This window comes from Agromyces sp. Marseille-P2726 (genome assembly GCF_902809835.1).
Lineage (GTDB): Bacteria > Actinomycetota > Actinomycetes > Actinomycetales > Microbacteriaceae > Agromyces.
In genome coordinates, this window is record NZ_CADDWM010000004.1 from 43,029 (window position 1) to 61,090 (window position 18,062).

17 protein-coding genes are annotated in these 18,062 nt (G+C 70.9%); 9 read left to right on the forward strand and 8 right to left on the reverse strand.

All coding sequences use genetic code 11. The features are described from left to right. Positions 1-90 precede the first annotated feature (90 nt). From HUS56_RS01310 to HUS56_RS01320, 3 genes are all read left to right on the forward strand, one after another. Positions 91-975, forward strand: coding sequence for an ABC transporter ATP-binding protein (locus HUS56_RS01310; protein ID WP_173921609.1), 885 nt, complete (start codon positions 91-93; stop codon positions 973-975). A gap of 101 nt (positions 976-1,076) precedes the next feature. After that, positions 1,077-2,120 carry an aliphatic sulfonate ABC transporter substrate-binding protein gene (locus HUS56_RS01315; protein WP_173921610.1) on the forward strand — a complete coding sequence of 348 codons (1,044 nt, stop codon included), beginning with the start codon at positions 1,077-1,079 and terminating at the stop codon, positions 2,118-2,120. A 151-nt stretch (positions 2,121-2,271) separates the two neighbouring features. Next, a complete protein-coding gene (locus HUS56_RS01320) occupies positions 2,272-3,222 on the forward strand; it encodes an ABC transporter permease (RefSeq protein WP_217423907.1) in 951 nt (316 codons plus the stop codon). A 105-nt stretch (positions 3,223-3,327) separates the two neighbouring features. On the opposite strand, the gene HUS56_RS01325 is transcribed toward HUS56_RS01320, so the two are convergent. The 3 genes from HUS56_RS01325 to HUS56_RS01335 form a co-directional block, all read right to left on the reverse strand. Next, complete coding sequence (locus HUS56_RS01325; RefSeq protein ID WP_254431230.1) at positions 3,328-5,049, reverse strand: DUF5671 domain-containing protein; 1,722 nt, start codon at positions 5,047-5,049, stop codon at positions 3,328-3,330. Then, positions 5,013-5,471 (reverse strand): hypothetical protein, encoded by a 459-nt coding sequence (locus tag HUS56_RS01330; protein WP_173921611.1) that lies wholly within the window; start codon positions 5,469-5,471, stop codon positions 5,013-5,015. The genes HUS56_RS01325 and HUS56_RS01330 overlap by 37 nt, the downstream gene beginning before the upstream one ends. A gap of 174 nt (positions 5,472-5,645) precedes the next feature. After that, positions 5,646-6,035 (reverse strand): hypothetical protein, encoded by a 390-nt coding sequence (locus HUS56_RS01335; RefSeq protein ID WP_173921612.1) that lies wholly within the window; start codon positions 6,033-6,035, stop codon positions 5,646-5,648. A 241-nt stretch (positions 6,036-6,276) separates the two neighbouring features. Here HUS56_RS01335 and HUS56_RS01340 point away from each other — a divergent pair, with 241 nt between their 5' ends. The 3 genes from HUS56_RS01340 to HUS56_RS01350 all read left to right on the forward strand — a co-directional run bounded on the left by HUS56_RS01340 (position 6,277) and on the right by HUS56_RS01350 (position 9,978). Next, positions 6,277-7,644, forward strand: a complete 1,368-nt coding sequence (locus HUS56_RS01340; RefSeq protein WP_173921613.1) for a L,D-transpeptidase — start codon at positions 6,277-6,279, stop codon at positions 7,642-7,644. 200 nt (positions 7,645-7,844) lie between these two features. Continuing rightward, entirely contained in the window at positions 7,845-9,323 is a 1,479-nt protein-coding gene (locus HUS56_RS01345; RefSeq protein ID WP_173921614.1) for a DUF6421 family protein, read from the forward strand. Beyond that, positions 9,316-9,978 carry an SDR family oxidoreductase gene (locus HUS56_RS01350; RefSeq protein WP_173921615.1) on the forward strand — a complete coding sequence of 221 codons (663 nt, stop codon included), beginning with the start codon at positions 9,316-9,318 and terminating at the stop codon, positions 9,976-9,978. Before HUS56_RS01345 ends, HUS56_RS01350 begins: the two co-directional genes overlap by 8 nt. A gap of 30 nt (positions 9,979-10,008) precedes the next feature. Here the strand turns inward: HUS56_RS01350 and HUS56_RS01355 are convergent, their stop codons facing one another. The 4 genes from HUS56_RS01355 to HUS56_RS01370 all read right to left on the reverse strand — a co-directional run bounded on the left by HUS56_RS01355 (position 10,009) and on the right by HUS56_RS01370 (position 14,498). After that, positions 10,009-10,707, reverse strand: a complete 699-nt coding sequence (locus tag HUS56_RS01355; RefSeq protein ID WP_173921577.1) for a hypothetical protein — start codon at positions 10,705-10,707, stop codon at positions 10,009-10,011. Positions 10,708-10,801: 94 nt separating this feature from the next. Then, entirely contained in the window at positions 10,802-12,133 is a 1,332-nt protein-coding gene (locus HUS56_RS01360; protein ID WP_173921616.1) for an MFS transporter, read from the reverse strand. Positions 12,134-12,403: 270 nt separating this feature from the next. After that, the gene (locus tag HUS56_RS01365; RefSeq protein ID WP_254431231.1) at positions 12,404-14,122 is read right to left on the reverse strand and encodes a SulP family inorganic anion transporter; all 1,719 of its coding nucleotides are present in this window, start codon (positions 14,120-14,122) and stop codon (positions 12,404-12,406) included. After that, a complete protein-coding gene (locus tag HUS56_RS01370; protein ID WP_173921617.1) occupies positions 14,115-14,498 on the reverse strand; it encodes a UBP-type zinc finger domain-containing protein in 384 nt (127 codons plus the stop codon). The genes HUS56_RS01365 and HUS56_RS01370 overlap by 8 nt, the downstream gene beginning before the upstream one ends. Before the next feature lie 92 nt (positions 14,499-14,590). Between HUS56_RS01370 and HUS56_RS01375 the strand changes: the two genes are divergently transcribed. The 3 genes from HUS56_RS01375 (at position 14,591) to HUS56_RS01385 (ending at position 17,114) form a co-directional block, all read left to right on the forward strand. Continuing rightward, positions 14,591-15,907 (forward strand): sensor histidine kinase, encoded by a 1,317-nt coding sequence (locus tag HUS56_RS01375; RefSeq protein ID WP_173921618.1) that lies wholly within the window; start codon positions 14,591-14,593, stop codon positions 15,905-15,907. After that, a complete protein-coding gene (locus tag HUS56_RS01380) occupies positions 15,904-16,656 on the forward strand; it encodes a response regulator transcription factor (protein ID WP_173921619.1) in 753 nt (250 codons plus the stop codon). The genes HUS56_RS01375 and HUS56_RS01380 overlap by 4 nt, the downstream gene beginning before the upstream one ends. 110 nt (positions 16,657-16,766) lie before the next feature. After that, positions 16,767-17,114 (forward strand): cupin, encoded by a 348-nt coding sequence (locus tag HUS56_RS01385; protein ID WP_173921620.1) that lies wholly within the window; start codon positions 16,767-16,769, stop codon positions 17,112-17,114. Positions 17,115-17,150: 36 nt separating this feature from the next. Here HUS56_RS01385 and HUS56_RS01390 read toward each other — a convergent pair whose 3' ends face one another. Then, positions 17,151-18,041 (reverse strand): LysR family transcriptional regulator, encoded by an 891-nt coding sequence (locus tag HUS56_RS01390; protein WP_173921621.1) that lies wholly within the window; start codon positions 18,039-18,041, stop codon positions 17,151-17,153. Between the last annotated feature and the right edge of the window lie 21 nt (positions 18,042-18,062).

Genomic DNA, 18,062 nt, shown 5'->3' on the forward strand with positions numbered 1-18,062 from the left:
CGTTACGCCGCGGGTCGGAGGAAGGTCGACGCGCTGCGTGACACGCCGGTAGCTTCGGGGCTCCGACCTTCCCACGAGCGAGGAGCTGCCATGACGGCGACGATCGCAATCCCGCAGGACGCAACCGAACACACGGCTGCCGTCGGTGCCGGCAGCACGTCGGCCGCGCCCATCGCGTTCCGTGGCGTCGGCCGATCGTTCGGGCCGGCGGAATCCGCTCGTGCGGTGCTCCGCGACATCGAGCTCGAGGTCGCTGCGGGCGAGATCGTCGCGATCCTGGGTCCGAGGGGGTGCGGCAAGTCGACGCTGCTGCGCATCGCCGCCGGCCTCGACGAGCCGTCGAGCGGCGAGGTCGCGATCGACGGCCGCCCGGTGGAGCCGTACGACCGGCGTTCGGCGGTCGGATTCCAGGAGCCCCGCCTGCTGCCGTGGCGCAGCGTCGCTCGCAACGTCGCACTCGGACTGCCGCGCGGCACCTCGCGTGGCGTGAGGGATGCCCAGGTCTCGCGACTCCTGCAGCTCGTGGGCCTGGCGGAGTTCGCCGACCACCGGCCGCACGAGATCTCGGGCGGCATGGCGCAGCGCACCTCGCTGGCCCGGGCCCTCGCCCGCAACCCCGAGGTGCTGCTCCTCGACGAGCCGTTCGGCGCGCTCGACGCGCTCCCGCGGCTGAGGATGCAGGACCTCCTCCTCGACGTGCACGCCGCCGAGCCCACCACGGTGCTGCTCGTCACCCATGACGTCGATGAGGCCCTGCAGCTCGCCGATCGCGTCATCCTGCTCGGACCCGAGGTCGACGAGCCGGGCGCCGTGATCCGGCAGACGGTCGTCGTGCCGGGCCGCCGCCCGCGCGATCGCGGATCCGCCGAACTCGCCGAGCTGCGCGGGCGCCTGCTCGACGGACTCGGCATCGACCGCCACGGCACGGCCCGAGGCGTCGAGACCGCGACCACCATTCCGCACTACCCGTACTGACCGAACCCGCCGACCGAGTCGACCACAGTCCGATCGAGACACGCACCGGTCTCGATGCTCCGGCTGCGCCGGCTCGTCGACCAGCACAACTGAGGAGTCACATGTCCCGCACGACCCGCACCCCGTTCCTCCGACCCGCGTTCGTCGCGGGCGCCGCAGCGACCGCCCTGCTCCTGTCGGGCTGCGTCGCCGGAGAGGGCCAGGCCGCCGAGGCCGAGCCCGCAGCATCCGATGAGTCCGTCTCGCTCGAGGGCCAGACGCTCAACATCGACTTCGCGACCTACAACCCGCTGAGCCTCATCGTCAAGGACCAGGGCTGGCTGGAGGATGCCGGCCTGACGGTCAACTGGGTGCAGTCGGCCGGATCGAACAAGGCGAACGAGGCACTGCGCGCCGGTGCCATCGACGTCGGGTCGACGGCCGGTTCGGCTGCCCTGCTCGCGCGCTCGAACGGTTCACCCATCCAGGTCATCGACATCTACTCGCAGCCCGAGTGGGCGGCGCTCGTCGCGCCCGACGGCTCGGCGATCACGTCGGTCGAGGACCTGAAGGGCAAGCAGGTGGCGGCGACGAAGGGCACCGACCCGTACTTCTTCCTGCTGCAGTCGCTCGAGGCGGAGGGGCTCGAGGCATCCGATATCACCGTGCAGAACCTGCAGCACGCCGACGGGTGGGCCGCCCTGCAGAACGGCTCGGTCGACGCCTGGTCGGGCCTCGATCCGATCATGGCCGGCGCCGAGGAGCAGGGCGCCACGCTGTTCTACCGCAACGTCGACTTCAACAGCTACGGGTTCCTGAACGCGACGGAGTCGTTCCTCGCCGAGAAGCCCGAGGTGGCGCAGGCGGTCGTCGACGCCTACGAGACCGCCCGCGCGTGGGCGGCCGAGAACCCCGAGGAGACCGCCGAGATCCTCGCCGAGGTCGCCGGGCTCGACCTCGCGGTGGCGACGAAGGTCATCGCCGAGCGCTCCAACCTCGATGTCGATCCCGTGCCGGGCGAGGCCCAGCTCGAGGTGCTCGGCAAGATCGGGCCGATCTTCGTCGAGCTCGGCGACGTCGCCACGCAGCAGCAGGTCGACGACGCGCTCGAGACCCTGATCAACGACGAGTTCGTCACGAAGGCCGACCCCGGCCGCTTCGAGTAGCCCGCCCGCGTCAAGCAGCCCCAGCCGCTTCGGCTGGCCCGGCCGCGTCAAGCAGCCCCAGCCCACTCCGGGGTCGTTTTCCGCCATCACCACGGCGATTCGCCCGAAGATCTGTCGGGAAACGACCCCGGGAACGAAGGAAGGAGTCCGGATGAGCAAGACGGATGCCGCGGCGCGCACGCTCGCGGCCGCGGCGGATACGGGCACGCAACCCTCGCCCGCCGCGACTGTCGCCGCCCCACCGCGCGGATCGTCGGCGGTGGCGCGGGGGCCGCGAGCACCTCGACCGGGGCGCGAGCCGCGAGCGTCTCGCCAGCGCGGCGGCGCCGCGGCATCCGTGCCCCTCACCCGTCGGCGCTGGTTCCTCGCCGTCGGCGGCGCGATCCTCCCGCTCGTGCTGCTCGCCGCCTGGCAGTTCGTGACGACCACGGGCCTCGTGCCCGTGTCGCAGCTGCCGTCGCCCGAGATGGTGTGGCTCGCCGCCGTCGACCTCGCCCAACGCGGACTGCTCGGCCAGTACATCGCGATCTCGACGCAGCGCGTGCTGCTCGGCTTCGCGTTCGGCGCGGCGATCGGCCTGGCCCTCGGCGCGATCGTCGGGCTGTCGCGGCTCGGCGACGTGCTGCTGGCGCCCACCCTGGGCGCCCTGCGGGCGGTGCCGTCGCTCGCATGGGTGCCGCTGCTGATCCTGTGGTTCAAGATCGGCGAGGAGTCGAAGATCATCCTCATCGCGATCGGCGCCTTCTTCCCCGTCTACACGATCGTCTCGGCGGCCCTGCGACACGTCGATCGCCAGCTGCTCGAGGCGGCTCGGGCTTTCGGGCTGCGGGGCGCGCCGCTCTTCGCCACGGTGCAGCTGCCCGCGGTCGTGCCGTCGGTGCTCTCGGCCCTGCGCCTCGCACTCGCGCAGGCCTGGCTGTTCCTCGTGGCTGCGGAGCTCATCGCGTCGTCGATGGGCCTCGGGTTCCTGCTCAGCGACTCGGGCAACACGGGGCGGATCGACCGCATCATCCTCGCCATCATCCTGCTCGCGCTGCTCGGCAAGCTCACCGACTCGATCGTGGGACTCTTCGAGCGTTGGGCCGTGCGCCGCTGGGCCTGACGCCGCCTCACCGAGTTGCCCGATCCTCGCGAAGATCGGGCAGCTCGGGGAAAGTCGAGGGCGCGGGGTACCGCGTGCGGGACGCTCGGGATCGAGTGCGCTCCGTCAGTCGGCGAGCGCGATCACCTGAGCCGGGTCTCCGGGGCCGGTCACGACGAGCACGCGCTTCGCCGTGACGCCGTCGAGCGCCGCGACGACGGCTGCGGCATCCGTCACCGATCCGACGCCGGCCGGAGCTGGCTCGTCGGCGGCGCGCTGCCACACGGTGACGGATGCCCCGGTGACGCGCTCGATCTCCCGCTCGAGCGGCGCGGCGTCTCCGGCAGCGACGAGGATGACCCGGCCGATGCGGCGCTCGGTGCCGAGGCCCTCGGCGGCGATGACCGCCCGGTCGCGACGCCAGACAGCGAAGTGGTAGGCGAACACGAGCGCGGTGGCCACGAGGACCCCGAGCGGCGCACGCACCTGGTCGACGAGGCTCGCACCGCTGCCGGCGTCGAGTCCGAACTCGAACAGCCGGTACGCGACGACGAGCAGGGCGATGAGCGCGACGACGGCGCTGACGCCGAACACAGCCACGAGGTACACGCGGCGAGACGTCTGCGCGATCTCCTCGGGCTTCACGCGCCGGGTCGGCCGCCAGCTCAGCCACCACGTCGGCCCGCCGACGGCAAGGGCGCTGATGCCCCCGAGGAGCAGGGCTCGAGTGCCGGATGCCGCGAGCGGACTCACGAGCGCCGCGAGCACGGCGTTCAACACCACGCCGATGCCCGACGCGGCCGCGGCGAGGCCGATGGCCGACATGACGAGCGCGCTCGCTCGGCGAGTTCCGTCGGACCGCTCGACCGCGATGCCACGGTGATGCACCCAGACCACGGCGCCGACGAGTGCGGCCGCCAGTGCGACGCCGAGCGGCCGGAGGACCTGCGCCGCCGGGTCGGCGGGGTCGAAGGCCAACCGGAGCCCGACGTCGAGCGCGGTGCCGACTCCGCCCAGCATGAGGATGCCCGATCCCATCACGCCCACGACGATGAGCGCCACGGCGGCGAGACCGGTCGTCAGGCGCTTCGCCCCGTCGCGGTACCAATGCCACCACCAGATGACAGCGCCGACCACCGCCCAGACGAGGCCGTCGACCACGCCCTGCCACCACGGGCTGCCCGCCAGGGCCTGGGCGGAGGCCCCGCGGATGGCCGTGTCGAACAGCGACCCCAGCGCATTCACGGCGCCGGCGACGGCGATGATGAGACCGTAGACCGAGCCGGCGACGGCGGGCACCGTGGCCAGCCGCTCAGGACGCTTGACCGGGTGCCGCCACATCCATCGGTGCCAGATCCAGACCGCCGCCCACACGAGGCCGGTCGCGAAGCCGCTCGGCCGCCACTCCCGGTCGAGTCCCGCCATCGCGGTGCCGAGCAGGGCGGATGTCGCGACGATCAACGCCACCGTGTACATCGTCGCCAGGTAGAGGCCCCACGCGAGCGCCTCGCGCTCCGCCGGCTCTCGGAGCCGACGCCAGACGACCCACCAGAGCAGCGCCGCCAGCGGACCTCCGATGAGTGCGAACGCGAGCGAGAGGGCGAGATCAGCGACCCCGCCGACCGCGAGCCGGTCACCGAGTTCCAGCAGCCGGGCGAGCAGGCCGGCGATGCCGACCGCCGCGATGGTGACGAGTGCGAAGAGGAGGGTGTAGACGATGAGACGCCGCACGGTGCCCTGCGTCGTCCCGGTCGTCGGGCTCGGCGACGGTGCGCGTGCCGGGCTCGTCGCCGCTGCGTCCATGCCGGTCATCAGCTCACCGCCGGCATGCAGATGGTGAGGGGCCACGGTGCGGACTCGATGAGCCACCCGCCGTCGTCGGCGACGAGGTCGAACGTGCCCTCCTCCTCGTAGTCGGATGACCCGAAGAGCCCGCCATCGTACGAGATGCTGATGAGCACGCGCACGTCGGCCGTGTCCTCGCGCTCGGCCGTCGAGTCGAGCGTGACCCGCAGATCGCGGACGCCCGGATCGACGCGCTCGCAGGAATCGGCGAGTTCGGGCACGAGGTACTCCATCGCCGCGTCCTCATCGCCATCGATCACGGCGGTGGCATAGCGCTGCACGACACCCTCGGGCGAGGACGCATCGAGCTGGGCCGGGGCACCGCGCGTGAACACGACGATGAGGGCGATCACCACCAAGGCGCCGATGACGCAGAGGATGACGATGAGGGTGCGGTCACGTTGCGGCGCGGGGGCATCGGTCATGCCCTCATCATGGCGTGCTCGGCGTGGGCCACGCGAACGTGGCGAGCACCGGGGCGGCAGTCACGTCGTCGGTGCCCACCGGTGCACTCTCGGGGACCGCACGCGCCACAGACGGACGCGGGAGATCTCAGTGGATCTCGCCGCGCCCGTCGGATTCAAGGAGGCGTCGCGGGTTCAGTCCGCACCTCCGAGGGGAGACAGGTCGTCCCCGACCTCGACCGTGGTGCCGACCGGCTGGCCCGCATGGAGTTCACGGCGGACCTCGGCGCTGAACGGCACCGTCACGTCGACCTGCAGGTTCGCGTGCATCTGGCGGCGGTTCTCAGCGCTCCGGGCTCGCGCGAGATCGGTGTTCACGGACCGCGCGGCGGCCGCTTGCATCGCCCGCTCGATGCGGTCGGCGCCGACGACATGGCCGTGTACGAGTCCCTGCTGTGCGGCGTTCGCCGCAGGGCCCAGGTCATCGCGGACCTGGCCGCCCTGTCCGGTTGCGCCCGCGCAACCACTCAAGAGGACTACCAGCGACACGGTGATGGCCACCGGTGCCGCCGTTCGTGTGTTCATTGCTCCGTTCCTTTCGGGAGTTGGGTTCACCACCTGGTGTGGGGATACCCGCCAAGGTAGGAGCAGCGCTCGGGCACCGGATCCGGGCGGCCCCCTCATCGGAGGTCCGGAATTCCTGAGCTTTCCTCAGGGCCGAATCGTCCGCGTGCATCGAACGAACCATCACGCTGCCCTCGTGCCGTCACGTTCGGGCATCCCCAACGGGCACGCGCCACCGCATACCCGATGACATCCTGAGGAAATGACGGAACCCGCGCGCGCAGCGCAGCGGCATGCGCTGACGAGCGGTCGCACCACACCTGCTCGCGCCGGCGCGTCCACCGTCGGCGATTCGAGCTTGATGCACCTGCAACTGCTCGCCGGGAATCGCGCGGTCTCCACGATGGTCGCCCAGCGTGCGCCGTTCGCGTTCGCCCAGCGCCAGAAGCACCCGGGAACGGTCGCGCGGTCGGCGTTCGCGCAGAGTGTCTTCGAGCAACTCGAGAAGCGCAACGTGACGGCCGACGGCGGGGCGTTGTTCCTGCTGAACGGGCAGAACCCGCCCGGCCTCATGGCTGCCGTCGACCAGGTCGCCCCGCTGCGCGAGCTCGGACTGGTGGGTGCGACCGGCCCCAATCCCTTCGACGGCCCTCGGCTCGCGACGGCATTCCAGGCCTCGATGTCGGGCAAGTCCGCGGACGGAGTGGCCGCCTTGGAGCTGCTGGATGCGTACCGCAGCTACGGCGACGACGTCACGGGATTCTGGCGCGACAAGGTGGGGCCGATCTCGGCCAAGCGATTGGAGCAACTGCTCCTGGTCTACGACCGGCGCGTGCTCGACTCGTTCAAGCGGTACCTCGAACACGCTCCGCCGAAGGTGGCGATGAAGGTCGGCCCCATCCTCGGGAAGCTGTTCGACCCCGACCCGAAGGACATCGAGCTGGAGTTCCGGCCCGATCAGTTCGTGGTCGCCGTGACGATCAGGTACCCCGACGGCCACGACGGACCTGCCCAGTGGCCGATGGGGGTGATGATCGCCCGAGTCAAGGGTCGCGTCGCGGCGATGATCACGGCTCGCGGCGGCCCCTGGGAGTCGCGGGTCGAGAAGAGCGGTCATCGCGCCGATCCGTCGAAGCCGGGCACGTACAAGCTGGGCAAGGGCGCCCCGGTGGTCGGGCCGTTCTGGGATGCCGCCCAGATCCGATGGGGCGCCGAGGTGCGCACGGTCGCGGGCCCGACCGGACCGGAGGTCGAGTACCGCACCGACAGCGGGAAGTGGGTGAACACCCTCAAGCTGAAGAAACCGATCTCGCGAGCATTGATCCTCGATTGGCAGAAGATCCTCGGCCGGCCCCCGCTGGTGCCGTCGAGCTGGACGCTGAACCCGTTCGGTCCCCGCGGCTACCAGGTGGGCGACACCGACGTCTTCATCCACACGACGCAGCCGAACGAGGACCAGTACAACGGCAAGCTCGAGGAGCAACTCGATTTCTCGCACGGCTGCATCCACATCAAGCCCAGCGATCGCGACCGGCTCGAGTCGATGAAGCTGCTGAAGGCGGGCGCGACGGTCATCATCCGTCCGTACCGGCGCGGCGTGAAGGAGTACGGCAAACCACCGGAACGCTGAGCGGCACGCGGCATCCCTCCGACAGGCGATGGCGGAGGCGTGCGCCGGTTCGCGAAGTCCGCCGCGGGTTCTCGGCGCCACGCAAGAAAGCGGCGCCGGCCCGCAACACATCGCGGGAAGCGCGCGTCTAGCCTTGAAGTGCCGGCACATCGGCCGGATTCCACGCCGCCCTCGCGGCCGTACCGGGAACGGAGGCTCACATGTCGAACATCACGATCGACGCCATCATCGGCGAACCCGAGGTTCTCGAAGACGGGATGACTCGCGCAGACCTCGCGCTCGCAGCGGGCGTCGAGACCGACCCGGCCTGGCTCCGCCTGAAGGAGTCCGCGACGAAGCTCCAGGCGCTCCAGGTGAAGGACGGATCGGTGCCCGATGAGGGCGACCACACGGAGGCGTCCGCCCTCGTCGACGCCATCGTGGAGTCGATCGAGGCGCTCGCGCCGCGGTTCCCGCACGAGCGGGCGTACCTCGCGGCATCCGTCGCCGACTTCCGACGCTGGCAGGCCGAGGGATTCGGGATTCCCGACTTCCTCGACTCGCTCGTCGAGTTCCAGCCGCAGCAGCACCGCATCGACGGGATCCGCCACCTCGTGGTCTTCCCGATGTACACGCAGAACGGCTCGCCCGACCGGCACGTCGAGGCGCTCATCGTCGAGACGATCTGGCCCGAGTTCATCGCCGCACTCGAAGCGGGCGAGTACTCGAACAAGCTGTTCGTCTCGCTGCGCCTGGTCGACTTCACCCCCGGGTACGACACGAATTCGGCGGTGCTGTTCCCCGAGACCGTGGCGATGCGCGAGATCCCGCCGTTCACGTGGGGTGCGATCTTCCAGGACCGTGAAGCCGCCCGTTACCGCCGCGTCGTGCGTGCGGCATCCGAGATCACGAAGCTCGAGCTGCCAGACGACGCGGCCTCCCTGCTCGAGGACCAGGAACTGGCGGAACGCACCTTCGTGATGTGGGACATCATCCACGACCGCACCCACATGCGCGGCGACCTGCCGTTCGATCCGTTCATGATCAAGCAGCGCATGCCGTACTTCCTCTACTCGCTCGAGGAGCTGCGGTGCGACCTCACCGCGTTCCGCGAGTCGGTGAAGATCGAGCGCACGCTGCGATCGAGGTCGACGACAGTGCCGACCGACGGCAGCGCGGCGGCGCCGCTCTCCGACGTCGAGCAGCAGCTGCTCGAGCACGCGAAGCTCGTGCAGTACGCGGTGATCTTCGACCGCATCTTCCGCTTCGCCATCACCGGCTCGCGCGTGCGAAACTACGACGGGCTCGGCGGGCAGCTGCTGTTCGCCTGGCTGCACCAGAAGCACGTGCTGGAGTGGACGGATGTCTCGCTCAGCTTCGACTGGGACGCCGTGGCCGACGCGGTCGTCGAACTCGGCGACGCGATCGACGAGTTGTACTGGAAGTCGATCGACCGCCCGAAGACGGCGCACTGGCTCGCCGCCTACGAGCTCGTGCGCAGCGTGCTGACGCCGAATCCCGCGTCGGTGTGGGCCGAGGGCCTTCCGCGCGAGGTGCTCGCCGGACCGCCGAAGGGCTACACCGATCTCGTGATGGACGACGAGTTCCCGCTGTCGATGTTCTACGAGGCCCTCGACAAGAAGATGAAGCCCGTCATCGAGTCGACGGTGGGCATCACGGCGAACACGCCCGATGCCTGACATGACCGTCGCGGGCCGGACGGTGCTCATCGCGGGAGCGACGAGCGCCTCCGGCCATGCGGTCGCGCGGGCGCTGCTCGACGCCGACGCACGCGTCATCGCGGTCGGCAGCGACCAGGGCCGCATCGACGCGATGACGGCCGAGCTGCCGGGCATCCTGGGCGAACGCGCCGACCTCACCGACAGCGATGAGGTGCTCGAGCTCGCGATGCGGGTGCACGCTTCCGTCGGAGAGGTCGACGGCGTCATCCACCTCGTGGGCGGGTGGCGCGGCGGTGGCGGCATCCTCGGGCAGTCCGACGAGGACTACCGCGTGCTCGAGCGGTCGTTCACGGCGCTGCGGCACGTGAGCCGCGCGTTCTGGACCGACCTCGTCGCGTCTCGGGCCGGGCGGGTGGCGATGGTCTCGTCCACGACGGTTGCCGCGCCCTCGGCGGGCAGTGCGAACTACACCGCGGTGAAGGCCGCCAGCGAGTCGTGGATGCGGTCGCTCGCTCAGGGCTTCGCCAAGGCCGAGGTTCCCGCCGCGGCCACGATCTTCCGTGTGAGTTCGCTCGCCGGCCTCGAGGAGCGACTGGCGGCATCCGTGGTCGAGCTCTGGAACTCGGATGCCGAGTCGCTGAACGGGCGCGTCATCGAACTCGCCGCCGACTGACCGGGATCAGGTCGCGGCGGGGGTCTCGCCTCAGTTCGTGCCGCCGGTCACGTGCACGGCGTAGCCCCAGCAGCCGGCCTGCTGCCAACGGTAGTCGTCGCCCACGCCGGCGTCGCCGTGCAATGCGAGCTCCCACGCCGCAACCTCGTCGGGCGGGAGGTCGGCGGGCATGGGCGCGAAGCGGTTCGTCGGGTGGGAGCTGGGGTTCCACCACTCCCAGTACAGGTACTCGTACCCCGATTCGGCCATGCACTCGCGCACGATCTGCTGGAAGGCCAGCCACGCCTGCTGCTCTTCGGGCGTGGGCGTGCCCCGGTCGGGCCGGTCGAACGAGGCTTCGGGACCGTCGATCGGGGGGTCGTCGACCGAGGGGTCGTCGTCGCCCGGTTCGTCGGGAGCGGGCGTCGGTGTCGCACCGGGTGTCGGGGCCGGCGTGGGCGTCGGCTCGGGAGTCGGCGTGGGCGTCGGGGCGCCAGGCGGCGTGGGCGATTCGGTGGCGCCGTCGGGCGTCGGCGACTCGATCGCCTCAGCTCCTTCTTCGAGAGCAGGATCACCGGGACCGGTGACGCCCTGCTCGACGTCGTACTCGCTGGGCTCGGTCGTCGCGGGCGCGGGATAGCGGGCGTCGTAGAAGACCGGTGCACCGGTGGTGGCGGCGGCGGCACCGACGAAGACGGCGGCGGCGAAGGCTGCGACGACGCCGCCGCTCAGCAGCAGTACCTTTCGCATCTCATGCCCTCCATGCGGCGCCATCCGGCGCCGAAGTCTGCCGACATGCTATCCGACCCCTGCGACGCTCGTCTCGGCGCTCGATGACGTGACGTCAGGCAGGCGGCGTCGCGGCATCCGTCGCCGGCTCGTCGCCCGGAGCGGAGCCCGAGGAGGTGACCTCGACGGCCGAGTCGGCCGGTGCCTGCTGGGCACGGCTGAGGAGCACGAAGGGAACCGCGATGGCCGTCAGGATGCCGCTCCAGAGCATCGAGCCGCCGTATCCGCCGAGGTCGGCCGAACGACCCAGGAAGGGCTGGAACACCGCACCGCCGCCGCTTCCGAGCAGCGAGTCGAAGGAGAGCACCGTGGCGCGCTGCTTCGAGGGGATCATGTCGTTCAGGTACGAGCGGTGCACGGGGTCGTCGACCGACGACGCGATGCCCCACAGCGTGATCAGCGCGATCGCCAGCCAGAAGTCTTCGGTGAAGGCGAGCGCCACGAGCACCGCGGCGCTCGAGCCGATGGCGAGCAGGATCGCAGAGGTTCGCTTGCGGAACAGCCGCCGCACGTACGGGGCGACCAGGCCGCCCACGACACCGCCCCCCGCCAGGATCGCGGCAGCGAGTCCAGCGATGGAGTACGCGCCCTCATCGCCCCAGAGCTCGAGCAGGTACGGCTGCAGCGCGTAGAACACGTAGATGCCGACCCCGGCGGTGAACGGCGTGGCGAGCATCAGCCATCGCACCGGTGCATTGCCGAGGCCGTACTTGACCGAGGCGCGGAAGACCGTGCGCGTTGCCGCGATCGGTCCGGCACCCCGCTCGGGCGTGAATCCGAGGTCGCGCATGAGCAGCGCGGCCACGACGAACATGATGAGCAGCACGCCGCCACGGATGAGGAACGGCACCCCGAGATCGGTCAGCTGCGCCACCACGCCACCGAGCACCGACCCCGCCAGCATCGCGATGCTCGACACGATGAGTGCGCGGCCGAACACCGTCTCGAGGCTTCCCCGGTATTCCGTGGCCCTCAGCGCGTCGACGAGCCAGGCGTCGACGGCGCCGGAGAAGAAGGTGAAGCCCAGCCCGAGCAGCACGGACACGATGGCCCACGCCCAGAACGGAGACTGCCAGACCCAGAGCAGCCAGTACATCACCGTCGTCACGGCGAGCGTGAGGGTGCCCAGCAGGTACGAGGCACGGCGGCCGAGCGTGTCGGCGACGACGCCCGTCGGGATCTCGAAAAGGAACATGCCCGCGCTGAAGAATGCGTTGGCCGCGAACGCCTCGAGGTTCGAGAGCCCGGCGTCGAGCAGGAACAGGGTGTTGATTCCCCAGATGAACGAGGCGGCGAGCGTATTGCCGAGCATCAGCGTGTAGTACACGCCCTGCACCCGGCGCGGCGTCGGAGTCGGGCTCGTCGCCGCCTGCCGCCGCGTGGTCATCGCGTCCCCTCCCCCCGAGCCACCCGCCCATCATGCTCCACATGTGGCGCGGGGCCAAGACCCCTGACGGCCACGCAGCGCCACGACGGTTCTGCCGATCGTCGGCAGGAGTCGAGCGTTCGTCGGTGTCTTCGGTTGACGACCCGAAAGAGGCGGGATGCCGCGGCGGAGAACCCGAGCACGTCTCGGTGTCGACGGCCACCTCGGGTCAGCAGGCGCAAGGAACTCTCTTCGGAGCGCAACCTGGAGGCGGACCCGCTCGGGGAGGCATCAGGGCGAACTCCGATGTCGCACCCAGTCCTGGGCGTCGCGGAACGCACGGTGCACCGACTCGCCGACCCACTCCGAACTCTCGTACACGCCGACGGGGCTGAGGCGTTCGAGCAGCCCGCCGGCCGCGAGCACGTTGCGGATCCGCTCGCCGGCGATGACGGCCCACAGCGTCGAGCCCTGCTTCTCGAGGTCGTCGAGGTAGCGGCCGAGCACGGCGACGAGTGACAGCCCCATCTCGTCGACCCCGCGCAGCCGGACGATGACGACCGACCCCCGGGAGTCGCTGTCGACCTTCGGCAGCTGCGACTCGAACACGGGGGCGGTGGCGTACGACAGGTTGCCGTACGGCTGTAGCACCACCACGTCGTGCGCCGGCACGATGTCGACGGGATCGACTTCGCGCATGCGGCCGCCGGAGTGGAGCTCGAGCTGGCGAACGCGAAGGCGGTTCGACTGCTGCGCGACGAACAGGATGACCGCGAGGCCCACGCCCACGAGCACCGCGAACTGCAGCGGGATGAGCAGGGTGAGCGCGAACGTGACCCCCATGACGGTCGTCTGCAGCGGCCCCGTCTTCGCGACCGACAGCACGCGAGCCGGCTTGATCGCCTGCACGCCCACCACCATGAGCAGGCCGGCGAGCGCCGGCATCGCGACCCAGGCGACGACGGCGGATGCCACGAGGATGACGAGCGCCATGACGGCGGCGGCGATGAACAGCGCGAGTCGGGTTCGTGCTCCGGCGGCGACGATCAGGCCCGATGCCGACATCGAGCCGCCGACCGGCATGCCGCGGAAGACACCCGCGACGATGTTGCCGAACCCCTGGCCGATGAAGTTGCGTGAGGCATCGGCCGGCTTCCCGTCGGCGTTCGGCACGCTTCCGGCGACGGCCGCACCCTGCACGAGGCCCACGAACGCGAGCGAGAGCGCGGGCACGAGGAGGGAGGCGACATCGTCGAGGCTCGGCAGAGCGGGCGCCGGAAGGCCCGACGGAACCTCCGCGACATCGGCGACCGTCTGCACCTCCCATCCGAAGCCGAGCGTGAACAGCGCCGCGAGACCGGAGCCCGCCGCGATCGCGACCACGAGCCCGAGCGAGCGGAGGGGCGTGCGCGTCAGCACCAGGATCAGGGCGATCGTGACCACTCCGACGACCAACGTCGACAGATCGAACTGCCACGGATGCAGCACGGTGTCGACGGCGCGGAGGAGTCGGTTGCCGCCCTGCCCGGAGTACCCGGTCAGGTTCGTCAGCTGCCCGAGCACGATGTTGACCCCGACCGCCGTCACGAACCCCACCATCACGGCGGTCGGCACGAACCGCAGCATCCGGCCGCCCCTGGCGAGGCCGGCGACGATCATGATGACGCCGGTGAGCATGGCGAGCGTGAACAGGGCGCGGTCGGCGTCGGGACGGCTCGCGAGGTCGGTATCCGAGACGATCAATGCCATCGCACCGGTCGCCTGCACCGCAAGGAACGAGCTGCCGGTGAACAGCGCGGCCCCCGCCATGCCGAACAGGAACGCGTAGATGCCCGAAACGGGGTTCACTCCTGCGAGCAGGCCGATCGCGAGCCCGTCGGGGACGCTCTCGACGCCCAGTATCGTGCCGGCCAGGGCGTCCTTGCCGAGCGTCTCGCGCCGGAACACGCTGCGCACCCGGCGCCAGCCCGCGGCGAGGCGCGGGCTCCTGACGCGCGCTCGCTCAGTCACCCTCGGCGGTCTCGTCGGGGGGCGGCGAGTGCAGCTGCGAGCGCCAGTCGGGCGGCACGAGGGCCTTCGGCGCCGGGGCTCCCTGCTCGACCGGCCGACTGTCGGGCGGCATCAGTTGCGGCCCGCGCAGGAACTCACCCGTCGCGTAGTTCCAGAACCAGCGCTCGCCCGGCTCGAACGACCGCGCGATCGGATGGCCCAGCTCGCGCGCGTGCTTCGATGCGTGCTGCTGGGGCGAGGAGTCGCAGCACCCGACGTGCCCGCACTGGGCGCATCGGCGCAGGTGCCACCACCACGTCGATTCCGCGAGGCACTCGACGCAGCCGTCGCCCGACGGGGGCACCTCGGGGTTGATCGCGGTCGCTTCGCCGTTCATGCGAGAAGCCTAGGACTCGTGGGCGAGCGAGGGGCGGGGATCTCCGCCACACGACGGATCCGGCTCGAAGCCGCGATCGGTAGCGTTGAGGGATGACCGCGATCCCGCCGCCTCCCGTCGTGGAGGGTGTCGAGTGGGTGCGACCTCGACCGCCGCGCGCGGCGTACCACGACGATGTCGTACTCGCGCTCGTGCTCGCCGGGGCGACGGCCGCCAGCGTCGTGCTGTATCGCATCACGGGCTGGGGCGAGGGGGCCCCCTGGTGGGGGTCGGTGCTCTGGGTGCTCGCCATGAGCCTGCCGCTCGCCGCCAGACGTCGCTGGCCCGAGATCGTCGCGCTCGTGGCATCCGTCGCCTTCGTCGTCGGCGCGATGACCGAGGTCGGCGAAGCGCTGTTCTCGAACATCTCGTTGTTCATCGCGATCTACACGGTGGGAGCGTGGGGCCGCAGTCGGCTGCGGGCCAACATCGTGCGCGGCGTCATCGTCGTCGGGATGTTCGCATGGCTGTTCTGGGGGCTGGTGATCGGTTCGCTCACCCCCGAGCAGGTGCCCGAGCTCTCGCGCGAGGGCGGCGTGATCTCGCCGTATCTCGCGTTCGGCCTGATCAATGTGCTGACGAACCTGCTCTACTTCGGCGGCGCGTGGTACTTCGGCGATTCCGCGTACCGCTCGGCACGTTCGCGGGCCGAGCTGCTGCAGCGCACCGCCGAACTCGCCGCCGAGCGGGAACGCAGCCGCGCCCAGGCCGTGGCGATCGAGCGCCTGCGCATCGCGCGCGAGCTGCATGACGTCGTCGCGCACCACGTCTCGGTGATCGGCGTGCAGGCCGGCGCCGCCCGGCGGGTGTTCGCGAAGGATCCCGATGCTGCCGCCGCGTCGCTCTCGGCGATCGAGTCGAGTGCCCGCGAGGCGGTCGACGAGCTGCACGGCCTGCTCGGAACCCTGCGCGGCGATGAGGAGCCCGCCGCCGAGAGCACGAGCACCCGCGGCCTCGACCGCATCGGTGAGCTCGTGGCGGAGTCCACCGAAGCGGGCGTGCCGACGACCCTGGCGGTGGTGGGGGAGCCGCGCGAGGTCTCGCCGGTCATCGGGCTGAGCGCGTACCGCATTGCCCAGGAGTCGCTCACGAACGTGCGCAAGCACGCGGGGGCGACCGCGAGCGCCGACGTGCGCGTGCGGTGGTCGGATGACGCGGTGGAGGTCGAGGTGGCGAACACCGGCTCGGCGCATACGGCCGAACTGGGGGCGGGCCGCGAGGGGAGCGGCGCGAACGGACTCGGGCAGCTCGGCATGCGCGAGCGCGTGGCCGCGGCGGGCGGCACGATCGAGCTCGGCCCCCGCGCTCGGGGCGGGTACCTCGTGCGGGCGAGGTTCCCGCTGCGACGCGGGGAGGAGGTGCGCGCGTGATCCGCGTGCTCGTGGTCGACGACCAGGCCCTGGTGCGCGGCGGGTTCCGCACGATCCTCGACTCGGAGGACGGCATCGAGGTCGTCGGCGAGGCCGAGAACGGTGAGGAGGCGATCGCGCAGGTCGCCGAGCTGCGTCCCGACGTCGTCTGCATGGACGTGCAGATGCCCGGCATGGACGGCCTCGAGGCGACGCGGCGCATCACCGCGAGCGCAGGGGATGCGGCATCCCGACCCGCAGTGCTCGTGCTCACGACCTTCAACCGCGAGGATTACCTGTTCTCGGCGCTCGAGGCCGGAGCGAGCGGCTTCCTGTTGAAGAACTCGAGCCCCGAGCAGCTCATCGAGGCGGTGCAGGTCGTCGCACGCGGCGACGCACTGCTGTCTCCCGATGTCACGCGGCGGGTCATCGAGGCGGTGGCGGCGCGCCCTGGGGTCGGCGCTCGCGCTGTGGATGCTGCGGGTCCAGGAGCTGGCGATGCTGCGGATCGAGGAGCGACCGGCGAAACCGGACGCGTCTCGAGAACCGACCCGACCCCCGAACTCGCCACCCTCACCGATCGCGAGCGCGAGGTACTCGAGTTCCTGGCCGAGGGCCTGTCGAATGCCGAGATCGCCGAGCGCATGTGGGTCGGCGAGGCCACCGTGAAGACGCACGTCTCGAAGGTGCTCATGAAGCTCGGCCTGCGCGATCGCGTGCACGCCGTGGTCTATGCGTACGAGAACGGGGTCGTGCGTCCGTCGGCGTGAGAATGACTTCGAACGGCACCGGGCTGACGGCTGCGCGAAGCCTGCCCGCTTGGCATACTGGGCCGCATGAGCATGTCGACGACGCATGCCCACGCCGATGGAGGACTCCCGTGGCCGACCTCACCGAACTCGCCCGCACACACCTGGAGGCCGCCCTCGCCACCGAGCACGGCCGCAGCGCCGAACTCATCCTCCGCGACGGTCCGCTCCGCCAGTCGATCATCGCGCTCCGGGCGGGCGTCGAGCTCAACGAGCACAATTCGCCCGACGCTGCCAGCCTGCAGGTGCTCGAGGGGCGGGTTCGCGTCACCGGACAGGACCCCGCCGAGATCGACGCCGGCCGCGTCGAGATCCTGACCCACCGCCGGCACGGGGTCGTCGCGCTCGACGATTCCGTGTTCCTCCTCACCGCGGTGACGGGCATCGGCGTCACCGGCGGGCCCGAGCGCGCTCGCTGACCGGGCAGCCACTGGTCGACCCAGCGCCGGCCGGGATCAACTCGCCGTTGCCGACCGCACGCCCGCGCTTCGCAGCGCCTCGCGCGCGGCGGCGATCGCCGGGTTGGCCTCGCTGCCGGTCCGGAGCGCGAGGCGGATGGTCCGCGCACCTCCGCTCGGTGACACGGCGCAACCGCCGGATTCCTCGGCGATGAGCGCGGGCAGGAATGCGACGACGTCGCCACGAGCCGCCAATCGCGCGTGCAGGAGCACATCGGTCGATTCGACGGCGACACGCGGCTCGAAGCCGGCCGTGCGGCAGGTCGCCACCGCCCAGTCCCTCGACCGTGTCCCCGGGGGCTCCATCGCCCAACGTGCTCCGGCGAGGTCGGCGAGCCGGCGCGGTCCACGCGAGCCGGCAGCCGTCGCGATGAGCATCGGGTCGTCGAGCAGGTGCTCCGTGCGGACGTTCGTGATCGGCGCGACGGGCGCCCCCGGGTACTCCTCGTAGAGCACGAGGTCGACGTCGCGCGCTAGCAACGCAGGCAGCCCGTGCTCCGCGTGCACGTGGCGGAAGGTGACGTCCACGTGCTGGTGCGCGGCGGCCAGCCGATCGAGGGCGGACGGCACGATGGTGTGCGCCGCGGACTGGAACGTCGCGAGGCGCACGTGCCCCGAGACATCCGTTCGACTCGCGGCGATCGCCGCCTCCGCCTGTTCGAGCTCGAGGAGCACGCGTTCGGTGTGCGCGACGAGGAGCTCTGCGGCATCCGTCAACCTGACCCGGCGTCCGACGGGCTCGAGCACCGGCACCCCCACCTCGCGTTCGAGGATCGCGAGCTGGTGCGAGATCGCCGACGCACTGTACCCGAGCGCCTCGCCGACCGCCGCGAGCGTGCCTCGGTGCTTCAGCTCGCGGAGCAGCCGAAGACGATGCAGGTCGTACATCAGGTGACCATTCGAAATAGT